Origin of the sequence: Chryseobacterium amylolyticum (assembly GCF_051011775.1) — a bacterium.
Classification (GTDB): Bacteria; Bacteroidota; Bacteroidia; order Flavobacteriales; family Weeksellaceae; genus Chryseobacterium.
The window spans coordinates 14,480-35,875 of record NZ_JBPCHX010000001.1 but is presented as its reverse complement, the minus strand read 5'-3'; the positions used below and the strand labels follow the sequence as shown (position 1 = coordinate 35,875).

General features: G+C 37.3%; 17 protein-coding genes. 13 read left to right on the top strand and 4 right to left on the bottom strand.

Annotated elements, in window-relative coordinates; genetic code table 11:
• The first annotated feature begins 82 nt into the window (after nucleotides 1–82).
• The 10 genes from ACR1PO_RS00165 (at nucleotide 83) to ACR1PO_RS00120 (ending at nucleotide 14,396) form a co-directional block, all read left to right on the top strand.
• Complete coding sequence (locus ACR1PO_RS00165; RefSeq protein ID WP_433985409.1) at nucleotides 83–3,568, top strand: glycosyltransferase family 117 protein; 3,486 nt, start codon at nucleotides 83–85, stop codon at nucleotides 3,566–3,568.
• Nucleotides 3,569–3,657: 89 nt separating this feature from the next.
• Nucleotides 3,658–5,151, top strand: a complete 1,494-nt coding sequence (locus ACR1PO_RS00160; protein WP_433985408.1) for a DUF8728 domain-containing protein — start codon at nucleotides 3,658–3,660, stop codon at nucleotides 5,149–5,151.
• Between the two features lie 135 nt (nucleotides 5,152–5,286).
• A complete protein-coding gene (locus ACR1PO_RS00155) occupies nucleotides 5,287–5,814 on the top strand; it encodes a DUF1697 domain-containing protein (protein ID WP_332386666.1) in 528 nt (175 codons plus the stop codon).
• 386 nt (nucleotides 5,815–6,200) lie between these two features.
• Nucleotides 6,201–7,010, top strand: coding sequence for a 3-deoxy-8-phosphooctulonate synthase (kdsA, locus tag ACR1PO_RS00150; protein ID WP_047429997.1), 810 nt, complete (start codon nucleotides 6,201–6,203; stop codon nucleotides 7,008–7,010).
• Between the two features lie 43 nt (nucleotides 7,011–7,053).
• Nucleotides 7,054–9,291 carry a TonB-dependent receptor plug domain-containing protein gene (locus tag ACR1PO_RS00145; protein ID WP_433985407.1) on the top strand — a complete coding sequence of 746 codons (2,238 nt, stop codon included), beginning with the start codon at nucleotides 7,054–7,056 and terminating at the stop codon, nucleotides 9,289–9,291.
• Nucleotides 9,292–9,443: 152 nt separating this feature from the next.
• Nucleotides 9,444–9,824 carry an HYC_CC_PP family protein gene (locus ACR1PO_RS00140; protein ID WP_332386668.1) on the top strand — a complete coding sequence of 127 codons (381 nt, stop codon included), beginning with the start codon at nucleotides 9,444–9,446 and terminating at the stop codon, nucleotides 9,822–9,824.
• A 118-nt stretch (nucleotides 9,825–9,942) separates the two neighbouring features.
• Nucleotides 9,943–10,416, top strand: a complete 474-nt coding sequence (locus ACR1PO_RS00135; protein ID WP_433985406.1) for a DUF3347 domain-containing protein — start codon at nucleotides 9,943–9,945, stop codon at nucleotides 10,414–10,416.
• Between the two features lie 88 nt (nucleotides 10,417–10,504).
• Nucleotides 10,505–13,249 carry a multicopper oxidase domain-containing protein gene (locus ACR1PO_RS00130; protein ID WP_433985405.1) on the top strand — a complete coding sequence of 915 codons (2,745 nt, stop codon included), beginning with the start codon at nucleotides 10,505–10,507 and terminating at the stop codon, nucleotides 13,247–13,249.
• Between the two features lie 30 nt (nucleotides 13,250–13,279).
• Nucleotides 13,280–13,906, top strand: coding sequence for a DUF3347 domain-containing protein (locus ACR1PO_RS00125; RefSeq protein ID WP_433985404.1), 627 nt, complete (start codon nucleotides 13,280–13,282; stop codon nucleotides 13,904–13,906).
• 13 nt (nucleotides 13,907–13,919) lie between these two features.
• Nucleotides 13,920–14,396: a heme-binding domain-containing protein gene (locus tag ACR1PO_RS00120; protein ID WP_433985403.1), complete on the top strand. Its 477-nt coding sequence runs from the start codon at nucleotides 13,920–13,922 to the stop codon at nucleotides 14,394–14,396.
• Nucleotides 14,397–14,472: 76 nt separating this feature from the next.
• On the opposite strand, the gene ACR1PO_RS00115 is transcribed toward ACR1PO_RS00120, so the two are convergent.
• The 4 genes from ACR1PO_RS00115 to ACR1PO_RS00100 form a co-directional block, all read right to left on the bottom strand.
• A complete protein-coding gene (locus ACR1PO_RS00115; protein WP_332386672.1) occupies nucleotides 14,473–14,973 on the bottom strand; it encodes a GNAT family N-acetyltransferase in 501 nt (166 codons plus the stop codon).
• A gap of 15 nt (nucleotides 14,974–14,988) precedes the next feature.
• Nucleotides 14,989–15,579, bottom strand: a complete 591-nt coding sequence (locus ACR1PO_RS00110; protein ID WP_433985402.1) for a hypothetical protein — start codon at nucleotides 15,577–15,579, stop codon at nucleotides 14,989–14,991.
• Nucleotides 15,580–15,755: 176 nt separating this feature from the next.
• Nucleotides 15,756–16,622 carry a sigma-70 family RNA polymerase sigma factor gene (locus tag ACR1PO_RS00105; RefSeq protein WP_002979276.1) on the bottom strand — a complete coding sequence of 289 codons (867 nt, stop codon included), beginning with the start codon at nucleotides 16,620–16,622 and terminating at the stop codon, nucleotides 15,756–15,758.
• Between the two features lie 405 nt (nucleotides 16,623–17,027).
• On the bottom strand, nucleotides 17,028–17,819 hold the full coding sequence (locus ACR1PO_RS00100; protein ID WP_047374592.1) for a S1/P1 nuclease: 792 nt from the start codon (nucleotides 17,817–17,819) through the stop codon (nucleotides 17,028–17,030).
• A 448-nt stretch (nucleotides 17,820–18,267) separates the two neighbouring features.
• On the opposite strand from ACR1PO_RS00100, the gene ACR1PO_RS00095 reads away from it, so the two are divergent.
• From ACR1PO_RS00095 to ACR1PO_RS00085, 3 genes are read left to right on the top strand one after another with little or no spacing between them, the layout of a single operon-like run.
• Nucleotides 18,268–19,209: a type VI secretion system baseplate subunit TssG gene (locus ACR1PO_RS00095; protein ID WP_433985401.1), complete on the top strand. Its 942-nt coding sequence runs from the start codon at nucleotides 18,268–18,270 to the stop codon at nucleotides 19,207–19,209.
• A 54-nt stretch (nucleotides 19,210–19,263) separates the two neighbouring features.
• Entirely contained in the window at nucleotides 19,264–20,166 is a 903-nt protein-coding gene (locus ACR1PO_RS00090; RefSeq protein WP_332386676.1) for a TssN family type VI secretion system protein, read from the top strand.
• A 27-nt stretch (nucleotides 20,167–20,193) separates the two neighbouring features.
• Nucleotides 20,194–21,333, top strand: a complete 1,140-nt coding sequence (locus tag ACR1PO_RS00085) for a hypothetical protein (RefSeq protein WP_002979280.1) — start codon at nucleotides 20,194–20,196, stop codon at nucleotides 21,331–21,333.
• Nucleotides 21,334–21,396 lie beyond the last annotated feature (63 nt).

Genomic DNA, 21,396 nt, shown 5'->3' with positions numbered 1-21,396 from the left:
ACTACGCCAAAATTTTTAAATTTTGTTAAAACCCGCATAAAATAAGATAAAAGCCTTATTTTCGCATAATTGATTTAATACTATGAAAAATTGGACTTTTAGGCAATGGAACACCGTCTCAGGATGGGTGATTTTCGTCATTGCGTTTTTCACGTACTTGTCCACCATAGAACCCAATTTCAGTTTCTGGGATTGTGGCGAGTACATTTCTTCTGCAGTAAAACTTGAAGTAACGCATGCTCCCGGAGCTGCTTTATTCCAGATAGTGGGTGCCGTGGCAGCCATTTTTGCATTAGGGAAAGGCGAAAATTACTCCATCGTGATCAACGCGATGTCTGCATTGTTCAGTGCGCTGACTATTTTATTTTTGTTCTGGACGATCACACATTTTGTGCGAAGACTTTTGAACAAAGATTTTGAAGAAATTACGAAACATCAGGAAATCTCTATTTTATTTGCCGGAGCAGTAGGAGCCCTGTGCTTTACGTTCTCAGATACATTCTGGTTCTCAGCAGTAGAGGGAGAGGTTTATTCTATGGCTTCTATGTTTATCGCGCTTTTGGTCTGGTTGATCACCAAATGGGAAAATGAGTATAAAGCGGGAGACAGTGAAAGATGGATTATTCTTATTTTCTTCGTTTTAGGACTTTCTGTGGGAGTGCATATGATGTGTATGCTGGCGATCCCTGCAGTATGTCTGGTATATTATGCAAGAAATTATAAGTTTACCTGGAAAAACTTTATCTGGGCAAACCTTATCACACTGGGAATTTTGATTATTGTTTTCAAAATTATTTTCCCTCTGATTATGACGATGTTTGGAAGACTTGAGATTTTCTTCGTGAATGGTCTTGGACTTCCTTTCCACTCCGGAACAATTGCGGCTTTTGTTTTGATGGTAGCAATCTGCTATTTCTTAATCAAGTATGCAAGAAAAGCAAAAAGAAAGATTTATCAGACGGCTGCACTATCTGTAGTTTTTATGATGATCGGGTTCTCTTGCTGGATGGTTATTCCAATCAGAGCAAATGCTAACCCGCCGATGAACCTTAATGATCCTGACACTGCAATTGGTATGCTGGATTATTATAACAGAGAGCAGTACGGTGACTGGCCAACAATCTACGGGCAGAATTATACTGCATTCCTTGATGCTAACGGAATTGAGAAAAATGAAGATGGAAGCTTCAAGACACAAAAAACCGGTGAAATCTACGAAAAAGATGAAAAAACCGGAACGTACAGAAAAACCGGAGACCGTTTCAATTATGTATTCAGCAAATCTCAGGTAAGCTTAATGCCGAGAATGTTCAACGAAGATAAGGATGTAATGGCAAACTATATTTCTATGTATGGTGCTCCTGATTTTACATTCAATTATGCTAACGAAGATGTGGCAGACAATCCGCAGGCTAAGCAGATCTTTGACGAGCTGAGAGCAAAATATGAAGATAAATCGATTACTGCTTCAGATTATCTGAAAGTAAAACCTTATAACCTGATCAATGTTCAGAAGCCTTCGTTCCTTCAGAATATGGATTATTTCATCACTTTCCAGAACGGATATTACTTTGTAAGATATCTGATGTGGAACTTTGTAGGAAGACAGAACGACCTTGAAGGAAACATGGAAAGTACAAAAGGAAACTGGATTTCCGGAATTCCTTTTATCGATAATGCAGTGGTAGGAAATCAGGATAAAATGCCTGCCAAATTCAAGAATGAAAGTACAGTGAAATTCTTCTTCCTTCCATTAATTTTAGGTTTGATCGGATTCTTCTTCCAATTAAACAGAGACTTCGGAAGATTCTATGCGCTATTATCTTTATTCATTTTAACAAGTGTAGGAATTATCTTCTATACAGGAGTAAAGCCTTTCGAGCCGAGAGAAAGAGACTATGCAATGGTAGGTTCATTCTACGCATTTGCCATCTGGATCGGTATGGGTGCCGGAGCAATTTTATGGTTCCTGCAGTCTAAAGTAAAATCAAACGGAGCTAATATTACTCTGGGAGTGGTTTTATTAGGAGTACCTTTCATGATGGGCTTCCAGAACTACAACGTTCATGACAGAAGCAACCGATACACAGCATATGATTATGCGTATTCCGTTTTAAAATCATTACCGAAAAACGATATCCTTTTCGTGTACGGTGATAACGATACTTACCCGGTTTGGGCAATCCAGGAAACAGAAAGATTCAGAGATGATGTGAAGGTGGTTAACTTTACCCTTGCTTCAACTCCATGGAACCTTGACCAGATCAAAAGGAGAACTTACAATGCTATGGGAATTCCCAGCCAACTGACACACGAAGATTACAGAGATGGGGTAAACGACCAGATCTATATGATGAAGAAAGAAGATTGGGAAGGTGTATTCTCTATGCTGAAAGAACAGGGAGCTCCGGAAACAGAATTCCAGTCTTTCAGAAAATACCTTACCCAGGATTCTTTAACACTGAAACAGGCGATTGAATTCATTAAATTTAAATCTCCTGAAAAAGATGAATTGTTGAAAATGTATTTCGGGGAAGAGAAATTTGAAAAATACAATATCCTTCCGGTAAACAAATTCATCCTTCCGGTCAATAAAGAAAATGCTTTAAAAGCAGGAATCATTAACAAAGAAGATCTTCCGAATGTTGCCAATCAGATTATGATTACTTACAAAGGAAACACGCTTTATAAGAATAACCTGATCCTGATGGATCTTTTAGCAAACTTCGACTGGAAGCGTCCTATCAACTTCTCATCAGGAGGTATCTATGACAGTGAGAATATTTTCTATCTGAACGATTATCTTCAGTTTGACGGATTCAGTTACAGATTGATTCCTATCCAAACGCCTCCGACGGCTGATGGAGATATGGGAAGAGTAGATGCCAATTCTCTTTATAATGTAGTGAAAAATTTCAGATGGGGTAACTTCAAAAATTTAAATGCTCACTTTGATGAAACGGCTACTTCCAATATCATCAGCTACAGAATGTCAGCGAGCAGAGCAGCAGCAGCCCTTGCATTAAGCGGACAGAAAGCTAAGGCATTGGAAATTCTGGATCTTGCAGCAAAAGAAATTCCGGCAGAGAAATATAATGATCCACGTTCATTAAGTTCAATTGTATCAGGATACATCATTGCAGGGCAGGAGCAGAAAGGTCTTCAGATTGCTGAAGTGCTTAAAAAAGGAATCTTTGAAGAGTATGATTACTATTTAAGCCTTTCCAAAGCAGACCAAAGCTACCTGAGAAGACAGATGAGAACAAAACCTATGGAATATTCTCTTGTTGTTTCTGCAGTAACAGATGCTTATACGAAGATAGGACAGAAAGAAAAAGCATATGCTTATCTTGTAAAATCCATAGAGCCGATTGACAAGAAATTCAATGTGTTTATCAAAGATCTTCAGGAGATGGGCAGAGATAAGGCGATGAAAGAATCTGAAAATGTACAGCAGATCACGCCATTCTATCAATATTTATTTGATGTGATGGAGCCTTATGATTCTACGTATTCAAAAGAAAAAGAAAGTCAGATTACGAACGCGATTATCAAAGCAACAAAATAAAATACTTTAAAACGGAACTTCGGTTCCGTTTTTTTTATTATTGGGAATCCTGAATTTAAAGGTTATATTTGTGAAAGTAAAAATACATAATGTCCGAAACACAAAATAGCAAATTCCCAATGTATGCCGTCATTGCTACGGTTCTTTTTAAACTTCTTTTTTTATTAACGCACTATATCCAGGAAGATGCGTTTATCACCTGGAGAGTTGCCCAGAATCTATTGGATTATGGAGTAATCGGCTTCAATGGAGATACTAAAATCTCTGCATCTACAACACATCTGTATGTTTTTGTATCTTATCTTTTCAATCTTGTTCTCGGGAAAGAGAATTTTATTGAACCCCTTTTGATTTTTAACTCCATATTGTTTACCATAGGAACTTTATTGCTTTCTCATCTGGTTCTTAAAAATCCATGGCATAAAGCGATTTTCATATTTCTGATCGGTATTTTACCCCCGGCTATTAAAATTTCAATTCTCGGAATGGAGTACGGAATCCTGTTTTTCCTGGAAATGTCATTGTTATATTATGGCTTCCACAAAGGAAAAAAATGGGTGTTGACACTCCTTCCGGTTTTAATTATGTTTACAAGAATCGATACGGTAATATTCCTGGGAATTGTATTTCTGGTAGATGTATTCTGGAACAGAAAGGTCAGATGGAATTATATTTTTGGTGGAATTCTGGGCGTTTTATCAACAGTAGCTTTTAACTGGTTTTACTTTGGTGAGCTGGTGAACAATACCATTACTGCAAAAAAGCTTCTTTACAGTGAAGACCTTACGATCCAACAGCATATCGGTTACTTTTTTAAGAGTTTCGGAAACTTCTGGGGAATGCTGAAAGTTCCCGGAGATTTTAATCCTATCACCATCGTTGTATTGATCTTTGAACTGCTTTGCTTTATTTATCTGATCAGACAGAGAGAGAAAAGAAACTACTTTTTGTGGATGATCTTTATTTTCGGATGGGTAAAACAAATCATCTTTATTTCTCAAAAAAGTTTATTTGACTGGTATTACTGGGTTCCGCAGATTTTACTTTTCGTTCCCGTTCTTATTTTTGTACTGGAACAGAAAGAGAGAAGAAATCTTTGGCTGTCATTATTGATTATATTCTACATTTTCCCGATGCTTGCCTTTCAAACCGTTCATTCTATTGCAACAGGAAACGGGGAATGGAATTACCGAAGAACCATTGGTACTTTTCTAAATCAATATGAAAAAGATAAAAACCAGTGGATCCTGCTTGAGCCGGCGGGGTATGTTCCTTATTTTTCAGGATTAAAAACGATAGATGAGGTTGGATTGGTTGATAAACAGATTCAGGAGGAAATTAAAAAAGATAAAGTAAATTACTGGATCAATACAGTCAGAACAAGAAAACCGAAATACCTTCTTTCCTATAAAAACCTGTATGAAGGGAATGATGCCAATTCAGTCTATTATCAGACCCATTATAAACTTTTAAAAGAATTCAGGGTGAAAGATCACCTGAAAAGCGATAATAAGATTTTAGAAAAAATTTACCATCTGAAACCTTCCGGTACAGACTATAATTTGTACATTAGAGTTGATTAAAATATTTAAATATTTAAGCATTTAAAAAGTAAAAATAGCAAAGAAAAACTAAAAGAAGTCCGAGAACTCTTTACTTTCAAACTCTCAAACTTAAAACCTGCAACCTATTATTTAATCCCTAATCCCTAAAGAAAAATGAAATACTGTGCTTTTCTCCGCGGCGTCAACGTAAAAGGAACTAATATGAAAATGGCGGATGTCTGCCAGGTTTTTAAAGATGCCGGCATGAATGAGGTAAGCTCAGTACTGGCGTCCGGAAATATTGTGTTTTCTTCCGATAAAAAGAGTGAGGAATTAAAGGCAATTCTGGAAAAAGCAATGTCAGGGCATTTCTCTTATGAAGCATTTTTGTTTGTGAAATCTCAGGAGGAAACAGAAGTTTTATGGAACAGTGTTCCTTTTGAAAAGAATGATACATTTCACATGTATGGCTTTGTAGGAATTCCGGGTGTGGAAAAGGTTCTGATGGATGAGTTTCAGAAAGCAGCTCAGGCGGAAAATGAAAAAGCAGCGATTGTTAATGATATATTTTACTGGCAGGTTCCGAAAGGAAATACCCTGGATTCTACCTTTGGGAAAGTACTGGGTAAAAAGAGCCTTAAAGATCAGCTTACCAGCAGAAATGTAAATACGTTTGAGAAGGTTTTGAAGAAGATGGGGTAAAATATTTCACAGGCGGATTTTATATTTTCTGATTATTTTTAGGTTTTGGCTGATGCCGATGGCTGTTTGTTTTATTTGTAAACGGGCTAAAGCCCGTTCCTATTGTTTTTTTTAATCTGCAAACAGTAGGGTTGTCCTCAAAAATTACATTATTCCTTGTTATAGAAATGTTAGAATAAAAACATAGAGTTTGTCATTCCCGGAGGAATCCCGACATAGTATAAAAAATTCCTTCGGAATGACAAGATACTGCCGGGGTAAGAGTTTCTAGACAAAAATAGACATTCGTTTTCCGGTTTTTGGTTAAAGCCTAAACCCATCCGTAAATAATTTCCAAATCTGAAACTTTCTCAGTATTTTTACTGAACTTTTTAATGACAACAAAAATGATTCAGTATTTAGATAATATTTCGCACAAAGATTCAAAAAACTTTTTCCTTATTGCCGGACCTTGTATTATTGAAGGGGAAGATATGGCACTAAGAATCGCTGAAAAAGTGATCAGCATTACGGATAAATATAATATTCCATACATTTTCAAGGGAAGTTTTAAAAAAGCAAACAGAAGCCGTGTAGATTCTTTCACAACCATTGGGGAAGAGAAATCTCTTGAAATCCTTAAAAAAGTAGGTGAGACCTTTAATATTCCTACTACAACAGATATCCATGAGAATGAACACGCGGCATTGGCAGCACAATATGTAGATGTTCTGCAGATTCCTGCATTCCTTGTTCGTCAGACCGATTTATTGATCGCTGCGGCAAAAACAGGAAAATGTGTTACCCTGAAAAAAGGACAGTTTCTTTCACCGGAAGCGATGAAGTTTGCCGTTCAGAAGGTGACAGATTCCGATAACCAGAAAGTAGCCATTATTGAAAGAGGGAATTCTTTCGGGTATACAGACCTTATCGTGGATTACAGAGGAATTCCTACCATGAGAGAATATGCTCCTGTTATTTTGGATGTTACCCATTCTTTACAGCAGCCTAATCAGAACTCAGGGGTTACAGGTGGAAGACCGGATCTTATTGAAACGGTTGCCAAAGCGGGAATTGCAGTAGGAGCAGATGGAATTTTCATCGAAACACATCCTACACCGGAAACCGCATTATCTGATGGCGCCAACATGTTAAGATTAGATTTATTAGAAGATTTGTTACAAAAATTAACAAGAATTAGAGAATCGATTTTGTAATTGTTAAAAAAACATTAATTTTAGAAATTCTAAAACATTTCTTTTGAAAAAACTAGTTTTACCGCTAAGCCTTATGGTCCCGTTTCTGATTTTCTCCCAGCAAAGAAAAAAAGATACAGCGACCACTAAAGTGACCGATATAGAGGAAGTTGTCTTCCAGAAAAAAGCAACAGGAAGAACCAATGACCTTACCAATGTAAGAATTTCAGCGAAAGAAGCAAAATCCGTAGCTTCTATTAATGGTGGAATTGAAGGACTGCTTAAAACCTTACCTTCTGTAAACTCCAATACCGAGCTGTCTTCCCAATATATGGTTCGTGGCGGAAACTATGATGAAAACCTTATCTACATTAATGACATTGAGATTTACAGACCTTTCCTGATCAGAAACTCTCAACAGGAAGGGATGAGTATCATCAATCCCGATATGGTTTCTACAGTGAATTTCTCTGCAGGAGGATTTGAAGCTAAATATGGGGATAAAATGTCTTCGGCTTTAAATATCTATTACCGGGAACCTGAAAAATTTGAAGTTTCAGGGGAGGCCAGTTTAATTGGAGGAAGACTGACAACAGGTTTGGCTTCCAAGAATAAAAAATTTACAGCCTTATTTTCAGGAAGGTACAGAAATACCAATCTTGTTCTTAACACTCTGAAGGAAGATACAGACTTTAACCCGACCTATTGGGATTTCCAGTCTTATCTGAACTATCATGTCAGTGATAAGTTTTCCATGTCATTCATCGGATATTATTCCAAGAATGATTATGAGATGATTCCCAGAGCAAAAAGTGTTACATTCGGAAGCCTTCAGCAGCCTATAACCGTGAATATAGGATATGCGGGTAAAGAAAATGACCAGTACAAAAATATGATGGGTACATTTTCCATGAACTATAAGCCTGCCGATAAATGGAAACTTACATTGGATGCTTTTGCTTATCAGAACAGAGAAAGAGAATATTATACGATCAATTCAGGATATGAATTGCAGACCTTTGATCCTGTGACGCAGCAGCCTGTAACATCATTTGATGTGGGCGGACAGATAGAACACGCAAGAAATGATTTGTTTGTAAGAACCTACGGAACCCAGTTCAGAGCCAAATTTTCTCCCAATGTAAATACCGACTTTGAGGTTGGATTTAAATATGAGAAAGAAAATCTCAAAGATCTTACCAATGAATGGAAGGTTGTAGATTCTGCAGGTTACAGCCTGCCAAGACCTGAAATTATTGATCCGAGAACAGGAATGACAGGAGATCTTAAGCTTGCTTATTATATTGCCGGGCAAAACAATATTGAGCCTACAAGACTTTCAGCATACGCACAGTATTCACAGAAGTTCTACTGGGGAGCCAGTAAGGTATTTGTGAATGCCGGAGTACGTGTTGCCAACTGGAGTTTCAATAAAGAAACAATATTCTCTCCAAGAGCCCAGTTTGCGATAAAGCCTGATTGGGACAGTGATATGCTGTTTAAAATTTCGGGAGGAATTTACTATCAGGCTCCTTTCTACAAAGAGATCAAGGATTTAGATGGTAATTTTAACGCTAATATAAAATCGCAGCGTTCTATCCAGGTTATTCTTGCCAATGATTATGAGTTCCAGATGTATGACAGACCATTTAAACTGACTACGGAACTTTATTACAAGAAAATGGATAACCTGATCCCGTATTATATGGATAATGTAAGAATCCGGTATTCCGGGCAGAATAATTCCAAAGGATATGCGTATGGTATTGATACGAGATTATTCGGGGAATTTGTGCCGGGTGTAGATTCGTGGTTATCCGCGAGTTATGCGAGGGTGTATGAAAATATAGATGGAAGAGGAGATATTCCGAGACCTACAGACCAGAGGTTGAGGTTTGCCATGTTCTATCAGGATTATATGCCGAGCTTCCCGTCAATGCGTGTCAATCTTACCTTGGTATATGCTATGGGATTACCTACAGGAGCTCCCGTAATGTTCAACAGCAACGGACAGCCGGACTTTGGTTCAGCGTATAATTATCAGCAGACCCTTCCTTCCTATAAAAGGGTAGACTTAGGATTGACAAAGGTATTTATTGATCCGAAAGAGAAAAATAAGAGATCAGGATTCTGGGGTAATTTCGAGGAGCTGACATTAGGAGTTCAGGTTTTCAATGCATTCAACATCAATAACACGGTAGCGAACCAATGGATCACTGATTATAACAGCAATTATATGTATCCAGTTCCGGTACGTCTTACAGGACGTTTCTTCAATGTGAAGTTAGAATTTAAACTGTAAAAAATTAAAGATGAGGTTGATGTTAATCTCTCAAAAAATAAATAAAAGCTTTCGGAGAAATTCGGAAGCTTTTTATTTTACCCGAATTTTGTAACAACATTACCAAATTTTATAACAACGGTCTCAGAGATATTTTTATCTTTGTCCTACCAATGAAAAAGATTCTTGCCATATTGTTTTCTATTTTCTACTTCGGGTTTTCTTCCGGAGCAGCTTTTAGTATTCATTATTGCATGAAGGAATTTGTTTCTGTAAGCCAGAAAACAGATGGTATCTGTGCAAAATGCGGTGTTAAAGACAAAAAAGGATGCTGCAAAACAGAAATCAAAGTAGTAAAAGTAGATGATTCCCAGAAATCAGATCTGCTTAAAATTGACTTTTTAGGCCAGATTTCAGAAATTCCGGTGAAACATCAGTTTGCTGTTATTGATAAGTCTTTTTCAGCCACCAAATTTACTCAGATCCGGATTAATGCACCGCCTGAATACCGGCCGGTACCTATCTACATCAATCATTGTAATTTTAGAATTTAGAATCCGTCCGTCGTTTCCGGTATCATGAATTGCATACCGTTACGGGCGACATGTTCTGACGCACTTACTGATGCGTTACCATTATTCTTTATTAAAATTAATTCTAAAATGTAAAACAATGAAAAAATATATCATCACAGCAGCCTTATCTATATTCTCAATCATTTCACTATCAGCACAATCTAAAAAGGATGCTCAGGTTTCTAAGCTGTATCAGAACTATATCGCTATCAAATCAGCTTTGGCTTCAGATGACGCTGATAAAACATCAAAAGCAGCAACAGAATTTATTAAGACAGCTTCTGCCATTGACTATAAAGTAGTATCTGAAGGAAATCTTAATATTCTCAGAAAAGATGCCTCTGCTATATCTGAAGCAAGAACCGTTGCAGCACAAAGAGAAACTTTTTTCAACCTTTCGGACAATATGATTGCTTTGACCAAAGAGTTTAAGCTTTCTGAAAAGCCGGTATATGTACAGTATTGCCCAATGGCAGATGGCAGCTGGCTGAGCGATGAAAAACAGATCGCTAATCCTTACTATGGGAAATCTATGCTTTCCTGCGGAAGTGTAAAGTCAGAAATTAATTAATTATTGTATTTTTCTTAAAAACAATAAGTTGTATAGCTTAAGTTATAATTAAATTTAAGCTGTGCAGCTTCTAAAAGTTCGAAATATTATGAAAAAATTAATAATGTTTCTGATGCTTTTATTCTCTGTTTTTACTTTCGCACAAACTACAAAAACGTACTATACCTGCCTGATGCACCCGGAAGTGGTGTTATCAAAACCCGGAGACTGCCCTAAATGCGGAATGACTCTGGTGAAAAAAACAGCAGTTATAAAATCCAAAGTAACAGCAAAAGCAGAAACAAAAGCTATCCCTGCAACAGAGATTAAAAGAAAATCTTTAGAAACAAAAATAAATAAAGTAAAGGAAGCAACTAAGGTTGAGAAAGCAAAAGTAATAAAGCCTTCTGTTCAGCCAGAGAAAAAAGTCTTAACTCAAGCTCAAACTTTTTACACCTGTCCGATGCACCCCGAGGTGACTTCAGACAAGCCTGGGAAATGTCCCAAATGTGAAATGGACCTGGTAGAAAAAGAAGATCATTCCCATCATGCAGACGCTGAAAGTCCAAAAGAAGAAAAGTCTGTTTTAAAACGTAATTCAGAAAACGGGAGAATTACTTTTGGAGGAAAAACAGTTCGTTATGACCTGTATGTAAAAGATACTATTGTCAATTTTACAGGAAAAAACAGAAGGGCCATCGCAATCAACGGGAAACTTCAGGCTCCGACCCTGTATTTTACAGAAGGAGATACTGCTGAAATTTACCTGCACAATATGCTTAAGGAAAATACCGGATTGCACTGGCATGGAGTAATTCTTCCCAATGAACATGACGGAGTTCCATATCTTACCACTAAACCTGTGAAACCGGGAGAAACCCATCTGTATAAATTCAGAATCTCACAAAACGGAACCTATTGGTACCATTCCCATGAAGCCCTTCAGGAGCAGATAGGAATGAACGGCATTCTGGTCTTCAAAAAAAGAGAAGGCGAACCGAAAACGGAGTACAATGCTGAAATTCCTGTACTATTGGGAGATTGGAGTGATGATGATCCGATGCAGATTGCAAGAAGGCTTCATATGGCGAATACAGACTGGTATGCTGTAAAGAAAAATGCAGTACAGAGTTACTGGGAAGCCATTAAGTCCGGAAATTTAGGAACAAAAGCACTGAATGAATGGAAAAGGATGGAAGCGATGGACGTAAGTGATGTTTATTACGATAAATTTCTGATTAACGGTACTCCAAGTTCAGATTATTCCCAATTAAAAGCTGGTGACAAAGTAAGGCTCAGAGTGGCCAACGGAGGCTCTTCCACCTATTTCTGGCTGAATTATGGAGGGGGAAAGATAAAAGTAGTGGGAAATGACGGGAATGACGTAGTACCTGTAGAGGTTGACCGTCTGATTGTAGGAGTTTCCGAAACCTATGATATTGAAGTTACCATCCCTGAAAATAAAAGCTTTGAGTTCCGGGCAACCTCAGAAGATAGGATAGGACACGCTTCTCTTTGGCTGGGTTCCGGTGAAAAGATAGAGGCTCCCAATCTTCCAAGACTCATGCTTTTTGAGGGAATGAAAATGATGAACGGAATGATGGAGATGAGCGGCAACATGAAACCGATGAATATGACGATGGGGAATCAGATGATGGATATTAACGAAGTAATGTATCCGGAATTATCTGAAAACCAAAGAAAAACTACAGCAAAACACATTAATGAGATGATGGGAGTGAAAACAAAAGAAGATAAGAAAGAGGATCATTCCCAACATTCAGGCATGGATATGAAGGAAGAAAAAACCATCAGGAGATTGTCTTACAATATTTTAAAATCCCCTGAAAAAACCATCCTTCCTGCAGACAGCATCCGTGAAATGAAATTTACGCTGGAAGGAAATATGAACCATTACCTGTGGACTCTGGATAATAAAACCGTAACAGAGACGGATAAAATTCAGATCAAAAAGGGAGAGGTTCTCAGAATCAAGATGTATAATAATTCAATGATGCGTCACCCGATGCACCTTCACGGTCATGATTTCAGGCTGATCAACTCAAAAGGGGAATACTCTCCACTGAAGAATGTAGTGGATATCATGCCGATGGAAACCGTAACGATAGAATTTGCAGCGAATCAGGATGGAGACTGGTTTTTCCACTGTCATATTTTATACCACATGATGGCAGGAATGGGAAGAATCTTCAGCTATGAAAATTCAAAACCCAATCCGCAGCTTCCGAACAGAAAGCTGGCCTGGAAAAACTTTTTACAGGATAATAAAATGACGAGTTCTATGGCAATGCTGGATGTGGCAAGCAATAAGGTCCATGCAGAAACCATGACGATGTTCGGACCAAGATGGGCTAACCTTAACGAGTTTCACTCCAACTGGAATTTTGATCATTTCGAAGGAAGTGCGAAAGTAGGACGGTTTTTAGGAAAATTCCAATGGGCACTTCCTTATGCAGGGATCAGGGTCCAGAAGAATCATGAGATTATGGAAAGACAGATGGCAGAAGATATAGGGATGGATTTTCATGGCAAAAAGACCTGGTTCGGACAGCAGAAAGCTTCCAAAAACAAGTTTGCATTTATAGTGGGTATGCAGTATGTGCTGCCAATGCTGATTACTGCTGACGCAAGTGTGGACCAGAACGGAAAAGTATTACTGGAGTTGAGCCGTGAAGATATACCGCTTTCCAGAAGGCTGAGAGGAAATTTCAGTGTCAATTCAGACGGAGAGTTTACAACCGGAGTGAGATATATTCTTCAAAAGTGGTTATCCGTTTCCGGAAATTATGATAATGAAATGGGCTGGGGAGCAGGTGTCACTTTAACGTATTAATTTTTTTAAAACCATATTATTGAAGAAACAATGAAAAATATAATAACCGTACTGCTTGTGGGAGCCACATTATACTCTTGTAATAAACCCGACAGTACAATATCTGAAAAGAAAGCAGAACCGGAAATTAAAAGGACGGATAAAACTGAACCTGCTGAAAGTTCAGATCGGGAGGTAAAAGAAAGCCCGGAAGGAAGTAAAAAAGAAACAGGCCAGCTCTCAGCTTTTCCAATCCGGCAAATTATCAAAAGCTACCTTCCTCTAAAAAATGCCTTGGCTCAGGATGATTCTGAAAAAGCTTCCCATGCGGCTAAAAGTCTGTTTTCTGTATTAAAGAAAATAGATATCAGTAAAACCGATGCAAAAAGCAATTCTGAGTTGCGTGATATTGTAGAAAGTGCATCGGAAAATGCAGCGCATATCGGAGAAAACGCTGATGATATAGCACACCAGAGAGAGCATCTGCTTTCCCTCAGTAATGACATTACCGATTTAATAAAAGAGCAGGGAACAGGAGGGCTAAAGTTATACCAGGATTTCTGTCCTATGTATAATAACGGAAAAGGAGGAACCTGGATCAGTGAATCAGAAGAGATTATCAATCCGTATGAAGGTCAGAAAATGATTAACTGTGGTTCTGTAAAAAAAGTATTTTAAAACATAAATAGGGATGAGCCGGAACATTAGAAATATATTTTTGGGGTTTGTTCTCATTTTTTTGCTTATTCAGTTCATTCAGCCTGTCCGTAATACTGATTACGGGCAGGTACCTTCAACAGATATTTCAAAGGTTTACAAGCTTCCTCAGAATGTGCAGTCTGTTTTGAGAAATTCCTGTTATGACTGTCACAGTAATTCTACTCATTATCCCTTCTATTCTTATATACAGCCTTTAGGATATTTTATTGAAAAGCATATAAAAAAGGGAAAAGAAGAATTGAATTTTAATGAATGGAGTAGTTACAGCCGTCGTAAACAGGCTCATAAATTAGAATCTGTTGCGAATCAGGTACAGCAGAAAAAAATGCCGCTTACCTCTTATACTTATCTTCATCCGGAAGCTGCCCTTTCTGAAAGTCAGATAAAAGAAATGGTTCGCTGGATAGAGTTGGTGCAGACTGAAAATAATAAAGCAAATAAGAACTAAAAAAATAAAAAGCCATCCGTTGACCGGGTGGCTTTGTTTATAGAGATAAAAATTTAAGGTTGAAGCTGGGTTTAATTTAAAATGATAAAATATAACTCTCCGACACCTTTTTGAAACCGTATCTACTGAAAAAGTTGTGGGCCCCATGATTGTTGACTCCACTTTCTAATAAGATAAAACTGATATTCCAGCTTTTAGATTCATGAATGGCTTTCTCCAGCAGTTTGCTTCCAAGGGATTGTCCTCTCACAGACTGATCTAGGAGCATATCTTCCAGAATGGCATATTTTTTAAAAGGACTGTTGATCACGTTAAAAACCATCATGCCGACAATTTCCCGGTTTTCATTTTCCGCAATCAGAATATTCAGTTTGGAACTGCCATCGGAATTAAAATCGGTGATCAGCTGCTCTGTCAGAATCAGCTCAAGATCAGGATTCCAATGGTGTGGATCTATCGCTCTGCCGGACATCATTTCGCCATGAGAAATATAAGCATCTGTTTTGTGGGTAATAAAAAAGTCGACGAGTTCTTTCACGCGGCTTTTATCGGTAAGCCATTGGGTAGTATATTTCATGAGGTAATAATGTGTTTATTTTAATTTTTTCAATTCTTCCAGCAGTTTATTCTGCTTGTTGATAAATTGATTGAGACTGTCTGTTTTCAGAGGATGCGCCTTTTGGTATTTTTCAATTTCAGGAAGCGTTTTTCTTATTTTGAATGCGGAGTAAATACTGTAAATGCTTTGCTTATTCCTGTTGATCTGATGTTTAAGTTCTTTTATTTTTTGAACCTTCAGATCATAGTTTTCTGAACTCTCTTTGATAAGTTCAGTCATTTCCTTTTTTAAAACCGAATCGTTAATGGCTTTTGCCTCATTTTTCGCAATCAAATAATAATCTTCTGAATTAGAAATAATACTGTTATATATACTTTGCATTTTATGAGCATCTTCTTGCATTAAAGATATTTTCTCATCTATTTTCCTGAGTGCCTGATCATTTTTGATTTTTTCATAGTAGATGCCATCAAATATATTCTGGGTTTTACTTAGCCGTTTTATAGGAATACCGGATTCTGTGTTCTCAGCTGCTTTTTCTACAATATTATTGTTTTGCGATTTATTTTCTCTGCAGGAAAGAGTAGATAAGGCTAGAGCAGAAGCGAAAAGTATTTTTTTCATAGTCTGTTTTATTTTGGTGTATAATCAACGTCATATCCCTTCTACTAAATAAATCATTTAGATTTATCATCAGTGATGAAAGGATTCTAATTAGTTGAACAAACTTTGAAAAATGTTACACCAATAAAAAACGGAGCCTGAAACCAGACTCCGCCTATAAAATTTTTACGCTAAAATTATTTACCCAGGTAAGATTTAAGGATCTTGCTTCTGGTATTGTGTTTTAGTCTCTTAATTGCTTTTTCTTTGATCTGACGAACTCTCTCTCTTGTAAGATCGAAAGTCTCACCAATTTCCTCTAAAGTCATTGGGTGTTTTCCGTTCAGTCCGAAGTACAATCTTACCAAATCAGCCTCTCTTGGCGTCAAAGTATTCAATGCTCTTTCAATCTCAATTTGCAGAGATTCAAGCATCAGATCTTTATCAGGACTTGGAGATTCTCCTGAACGTAATACATCATAAAGATTAGAATCTTCACCTTCTACCAAAGGCGCATCCATAGACAGGTGTCTTCCGGAGTTTTTCATAGATTCTTTAATATCTTCCTCGCTCATGTCAAGAACTTCAGCCAATTCTTCCGGAGAAGGTGGTCTTTCATTTTCCTGTTCAAGGTGAGCGTATGCTTTATTGATTTTGTTGATAGATCCAATCTTGTTCAATGGTAATCTTACAATTCTTGACTGCTCAGCCAATGCCTGTAAAATTGATTGACGGATCCACCATACTGCATAAGAGATAAATTTGAAACCTCTAGTTTCATCGTACCTTTTTGCCGCTTTCATTAATCCTAAGTTACCTTCATTGATCAAATCAGGTAAAGAAAGACCCTGGTTTTGGTATTGCTTAGATACGGATACTACGAAACGAAGGTTGGCTTTGATTAATTTCTCAAGTGCGGCTCTGTCGCCGGCACGTATTCTTTGTGCCAATTCTACTTCCTCGTCCGCAGTAATCAGTTCCACTTTACCAATTTCCTGCAAATACTTGTCTAATGAAGCAGTTTCCCTGTTGGTAACCTGCTTAGTGATTTTTAATTGTCTCATTTATTTTATCCTCAAAAAAGAGTTACTATAATATATACGTATGAAAAAGTAAAAAGGTTACACAGGATTTAGTTTTTTTTGTACAATGTACAATGTAAAAAAGTATTAATGATTTTTAATAACAGGCTATATTATTGATAATTAATTTATTATGTGTTTTTACTTATGATTAAAAATATATATCAATTATAAAAGAGGTAAATTCGTTTACAAACTTTATAATTTCCCTAAACCCTAAACCCTAAACCCTAAACCCTAAACCCTAAACCCTAAACCTTGAACTCTAAACTTTAAACTTTAAACAAAAAAAAACGAAACCGAAGTCCCGTTTTTATATCTAAAAGTACTATTTCAGGTTATATTAGGTTACCCGCAAACCCAAAACTCGCAATTCGTAACCCGCAACTAGAAAAGCTCGTTCAGCACTTTCGCCAGTCTCAATCCTCCGTACAGTAACTGTCTTTCCATCGTTTCATTAAACTTGTACTGGTAGTCGTAAGATAACTTAGAATCGTTAGGAGTCTGTGCATAGATCTTATTGGCAATTTTATGAGAATCGTACAACCAGTCCTCCAGGGTTCCGGACTGAATCTGTGCTACTTCTTCTTTGGATTTGATATCTAGAAGCTTGGAATATTCAGTATAGCTGTATTTTTGAGAATCTACTAATTTTCCGTCCCATACGGAGTGTAAATTTGTTTTTTCCCCGAAATAAGTAACATTGATTTTGTTTCCGCCTAAATCCTCTGCTCTTCCTACGTGGAGCGGCTGTGCAAGGTCTCCCATGATATGAATAAGGAAAATCAAAGCAATTTTTCTGTCTTTTTCAGAAGTGTTTTTATCTTTGATCTGGCTGGACAGGGTGTTTACCTGAGTATAAAGGCTTGGTCCGGCCTGTGCTTTTAAGTTTTGTTCAAAAGCCTTAAAATCAGTCATTGGATCAATGTTTACATAGTGCCATGATGAAGCCTGCTTCCATGCGCCTGTTGTATCAGATTTGATAAAATCCGGCCAGTTCGCCCAGTAAGCCAGGCGCTCTTTCCCCATGATTTTTTTAATCTCTCTTCTTGCTTTACGGGAAAGGTGGTTTTGTGCAATGTCTGCAATCACTCTGTGTCCCGTTAATCCCCACGCATAAGAATAAAGTGAAGAGGCCATGAATGCTAAAATCAGAATTTTAGAATAAATACTTTTCATTTTAAATAACAATTTTCAGTCTGCAAAGATACGGCCCGCTTTCGGAATGAGCATGCATTATCCTGAATTTATTCCATAAAGATGATGTTAATAAAATTTAATGTAAATAAAAGTGGTAATTATGGTAGGTTTGAAGGCTTAAAAATCCAGAAAAAGTATAAATGACAGGACTGATAGAGATAGACTGTAAAGTTTTTTTAGAGATTAAAATAAAACTCCTCCCAGCTTTAAATTTAAACATTGAACCTTAATCGTCTGATCCTGAAAGGATAATTTTAAATTTAAAAAGCAAATAAACTCTTTAATTACCGTATTTTTACGGAATTTGCCGGAAATTATTCCTTTTAATGTCAATAAATTAGTATTTTTAAAATAAAATTATTGCCAAAATATTTTTTCAAACTTATGAGATATATTATCTTTACAAGTCATAATCAGAGGAAACACTATGTATGAGAATAATATTGTAGATATGCATTACAATAAGCTGCAGACAGACTTTAAGGCTGAAGCTGTGGCGGTTAATCTCTTGAAATACCACCGTGCGGTAAGCAATATATTCATAGAGCGTGTCGGCGTAAATGACCGTGCGTACCTGAAGGATATCAAAAGTATTTCAAGCAGTTATTTAGGATTTGATGAAGAAGTATTTACCATAGAGACTTACAGGGAGGGCATTTATGACTACCTTCCGGAAGGTTTGTTCCATCCGCCGTCTCTTGGAGCTTCCAGAAAAAATGTAGATTCTGTGGTAAGGGAAATCCGCAGGCAGAAAAGAGTGGAAGATGATGCGCGCAAATTTTTCCGTCCTTTTGAACTGGAGGTTTTCTTTACGGAAATCAGTGCCCTGCTAAAGGAATCTGAGTTTGATATTACAAGCAATACAGATTCTTTACTGGAAACGATAAGTGAGCTTTGGCCTCTGATAAAGATGCTGGATAAACAGAATGCATATATCTTTATGCATATTTTACCTTTTTTTCATCAGATCAGAGGGGACAAAAGATGGTTTGAAAGATGTATGACCGCTTTTCTGCAGGTACCGGTAAAAGTAACTTTTTCTCCCAATATTATTGATGAAATCGAGAAAAATGACGACTCCATGCTATTAGGAAATTCACGATTGGGAGTTACCTATATTCCCAGCGGTCCTCACATGGACGGACAGCGGAACTGGGTAGTGAACATTGGTCCTATTCCTTATAGAGATATGAAAAGGTATATCCCGGGAAGTCCTTTCAGAAATGTACTTCAGGCTCTTTATGATTATTTTCTTCCGGTAACTGTGGATGTGGAAGAGAATTTTGTCACAGAAAAGGAAGAATATTCCTTCAGTCTTGAAGACGATGAAAGAAATGCCAGCCGCCTAGGATACTCTACATTCCTCTAAATTATTTTACTATATTTACAACTACCAACAAAGTATAAATTCGAAAAGAAAAAAATGGAAATTTCTTCAGTAAAAGGTATTTTTTTAAGGTATATCTTAATGCCTTTAATCGCTATTATTATGATGGTTATACTCGGTGTAATCAGGAGAAATAAACCTGCGATAAAAATTAAAGTAATTATTGTATACGTATTGCTGTGCAGCTTATGTCTGGCTGTTCCTGGCTTTTTCGGATTTGCCGGAAACCTTTTTAATCCGTACTGGTATCTTATTGCACAGGTTATCTACCTTATTTTGGGGATTATTCACGTGAACCTTTTACATAAATATTTCAAAAAACATATTGATTCCCTTGCGATGAGCATTTTGTTTGAGTCTATACTGTCTCTGACATGTATTGCTTTGGGAGGGTATCTTTTTACCCTGATCTTTAAGTGGATGAGTAACGGATTGGGAAATGGAGTAATGGCAGCAACAAGTATGCTGATTTTTGTCGTTCCGATGGTATTTTACTACTGTTATATCCAGTTTATCAGCATTCCTTTTGATATTTACAAGACATGGAGGTATTCTCCGGAGCAGAAACTGCCTGATTTTGAAGGAGCAGATTTTGACAGATTAATGGTATTGAATGTGGAGCTGAGCAAAAAATTAGAGGATACCAACCGCTTCAGAATTAAAGCTAAAACACTTCCGACAGGAGTAACTTTCGGAGATTGGTTCTACAGGGTGGTAGATGATTACAACCATAAGAATCCTGGGTCTGTCATTCATCTTTCAGACGAAGGAAATGAGCCGTATTACTGGATCTTTTACACCAAAAAATCGTTTTTCAGCTTTAGAAAGTATATAGATTTCGACCACGATATTACCACAAACAACATTTCTGAAAATGAAGTGGTGATTTGTAAGCGGGTTATTCAGCATGAAGAGGAAGGAATTGCAAGAAAATCATAAACACAAAAAAATTAAAAAGTATTAAACATGATACAGCCTATTAAACATTTTGCTATCAATTGGGTGGACGGGATGAAAGTTTCCCAGAGACACCTTAATGATCAGGATAACTTCTTAATTGATACCATCAGAGATTCCAATTCCCTTGGAATTACTACATATAATTACGGGCTTTTGCCTATTTCCAACGAATTTACAGACCGTACCATTTTTGATGTCCATAATACGGCAACCAATGATGTACAACTGGTAATCAAGCGATGCAGTGCAGTTACCATGGCCGGCTACCGTATTGAGCTGACAGACAGGAGAATCAGTGTGAAGTCTCTGGCAAAATCAATGAATGAAGAGCAGGCAGATGGTGAGTATTATATTCTGATCTCTGTAAATCCTTTTGATAAAGTACCTTTCGGGGATATTGACCCTGAGGAAATTCCGCCGCGCCATCCAAGTGCACAGCCGAATCATCATATTGAGCTGCTTCCCGTAACATCTTTGAACAGCAGTTATTCAGGAGGAAATTACCTTATTATCGGAAAGGTAGATTTAAAGGGGAATATTGCCCAGGTGGATTCCAACTTTATTCCGCCATGTACTTCTGTACAAAGTCATCCGGCTTTGGTAGATTATTACAGCAGCTATGCAAAGTCTATCGGAAACCTTCAGCAGTATGCCTTTAAAATCATTCAGAAAGCGTCCCATAAGAATCAGAATACAGCTTTGGCACAAAACGTCAAGTTCCTGTGTACAACCATGATCAATACTTTTGGAGATATGTATTTCCAGTTCAGAAATATTACCCCTTGGCAGCCGCCTGTATTTTTGATTGAGTCTTTTGCAAGACTGGCGCTTCATTTATACAACTCAACCCAGCTTCTTGTTCCTGCTGAACTTGAAGAAATGCTGAACTACAGTTTAGAATGGAGCGAAATTGCCCCTCATACTTTACTGAACCAGCTTTCTATTGTAGCGGAGACCAATTATGACCACCATAACTGTGGTGAGCCGTTGCTTTACATTCAACAGATGCTGAGAAGCCTTGAAACCATTTTCTCTAAGCTGAGCGAGCTTGATTACATCGGTCAGAGAAAAGAAAATATCATTGTTAATGAACAGGAAGTTTCTACCAACACCAATCCTAAGAGAGGCTGGAGTGTTTTAGATTAAATCACTTATCAAAAATAGAGTCCCGGGTGAAAATCCGGGATTTTTTATGTCCTGTATAGAAAA

Excerpts from the sequence above, each read along its gene's own strand:
- ACR1PO_RS00165 (WP_433985409.1), top strand. The coding sequence starts at position 83 with ATGAAAAATTGGACTTTTAGGCAATGGAACACCGTCTCAGGATGGGTG.
- ACR1PO_RS00160 (WP_433985408.1), top strand. The coding sequence starts at position 3,658 with ATGTCCGAAACACAAAATAGCAAATTCCCAATGTATGCCGTCATTGCT.
- ACR1PO_RS00155 (WP_332386666.1), top strand. The coding sequence starts at position 5,287 with ATGAAATACTGTGCTTTTCTCCGCGGCGTCAACGTAAAAGGAACTAAT.
- kdsA (WP_047429997.1), top strand. The coding sequence starts at position 6,201 with ATGATTCAGTATTTAGATAATATTTCGCACAAAGATTCAAAAAACTTT.
- ACR1PO_RS00140 (WP_332386668.1), top strand. The coding sequence starts at position 9,444 with ATGAAAAAGATTCTTGCCATATTGTTTTCTATTTTCTACTTCGGGTTT.
- ACR1PO_RS00135 (WP_433985406.1), top strand. The coding sequence starts at position 9,943 with ATGAAAAAATATATCATCACAGCAGCCTTATCTATATTCTCAATCATT.
- ACR1PO_RS00130 (WP_433985405.1), top strand. The coding sequence starts at position 10,505 with ATGAAAAAATTAATAATGTTTCTGATGCTTTTATTCTCTGTTTTTACT.
- ACR1PO_RS00125 (WP_433985404.1), top strand. The coding sequence starts at position 13,280 with ATGAAAAATATAATAACCGTACTGCTTGTGGGAGCCACATTATACTCT.
- ACR1PO_RS00120 (WP_433985403.1), top strand. The coding sequence starts at position 13,920 with ATGAGCCGGAACATTAGAAATATATTTTTGGGGTTTGTTCTCATTTTT.
- ACR1PO_RS00115 (WP_332386672.1), bottom strand. The coding sequence starts at position 14,973 with ATGAAATATACTACCCAATGGCTTACCGATAAAAGCCGCGTGAAAGAA.
- ACR1PO_RS00110 (WP_433985402.1), bottom strand. The coding sequence starts at position 15,579 with ATGAAAAAAATACTTTTCGCTTCTGCTCTAGCCTTATCTACTCTTTCC.
- ACR1PO_RS00105 (WP_002979276.1), bottom strand. The coding sequence starts at position 16,622 with ATGAGACAATTAAAAATCACTAAGCAGGTTACCAACAGGGAAACTGCT.
- ACR1PO_RS00100 (WP_047374592.1), bottom strand. The coding sequence starts at position 17,819 with ATGAAAAGTATTTATTCTAAAATTCTGATTTTAGCATTCATGGCCTCT.
- ACR1PO_RS00095 (WP_433985401.1), top strand. The coding sequence starts at position 18,268 with ATGTATGAGAATAATATTGTAGATATGCATTACAATAAGCTGCAGACA.
- ACR1PO_RS00090 (WP_332386676.1), top strand. The coding sequence starts at position 19,264 with ATGGAAATTTCTTCAGTAAAAGGTATTTTTTTAAGGTATATCTTAATG.
- ACR1PO_RS00085 (WP_002979280.1), top strand. The coding sequence starts at position 20,194 with ATGATACAGCCTATTAAACATTTTGCTATCAATTGGGTGGACGGGATG.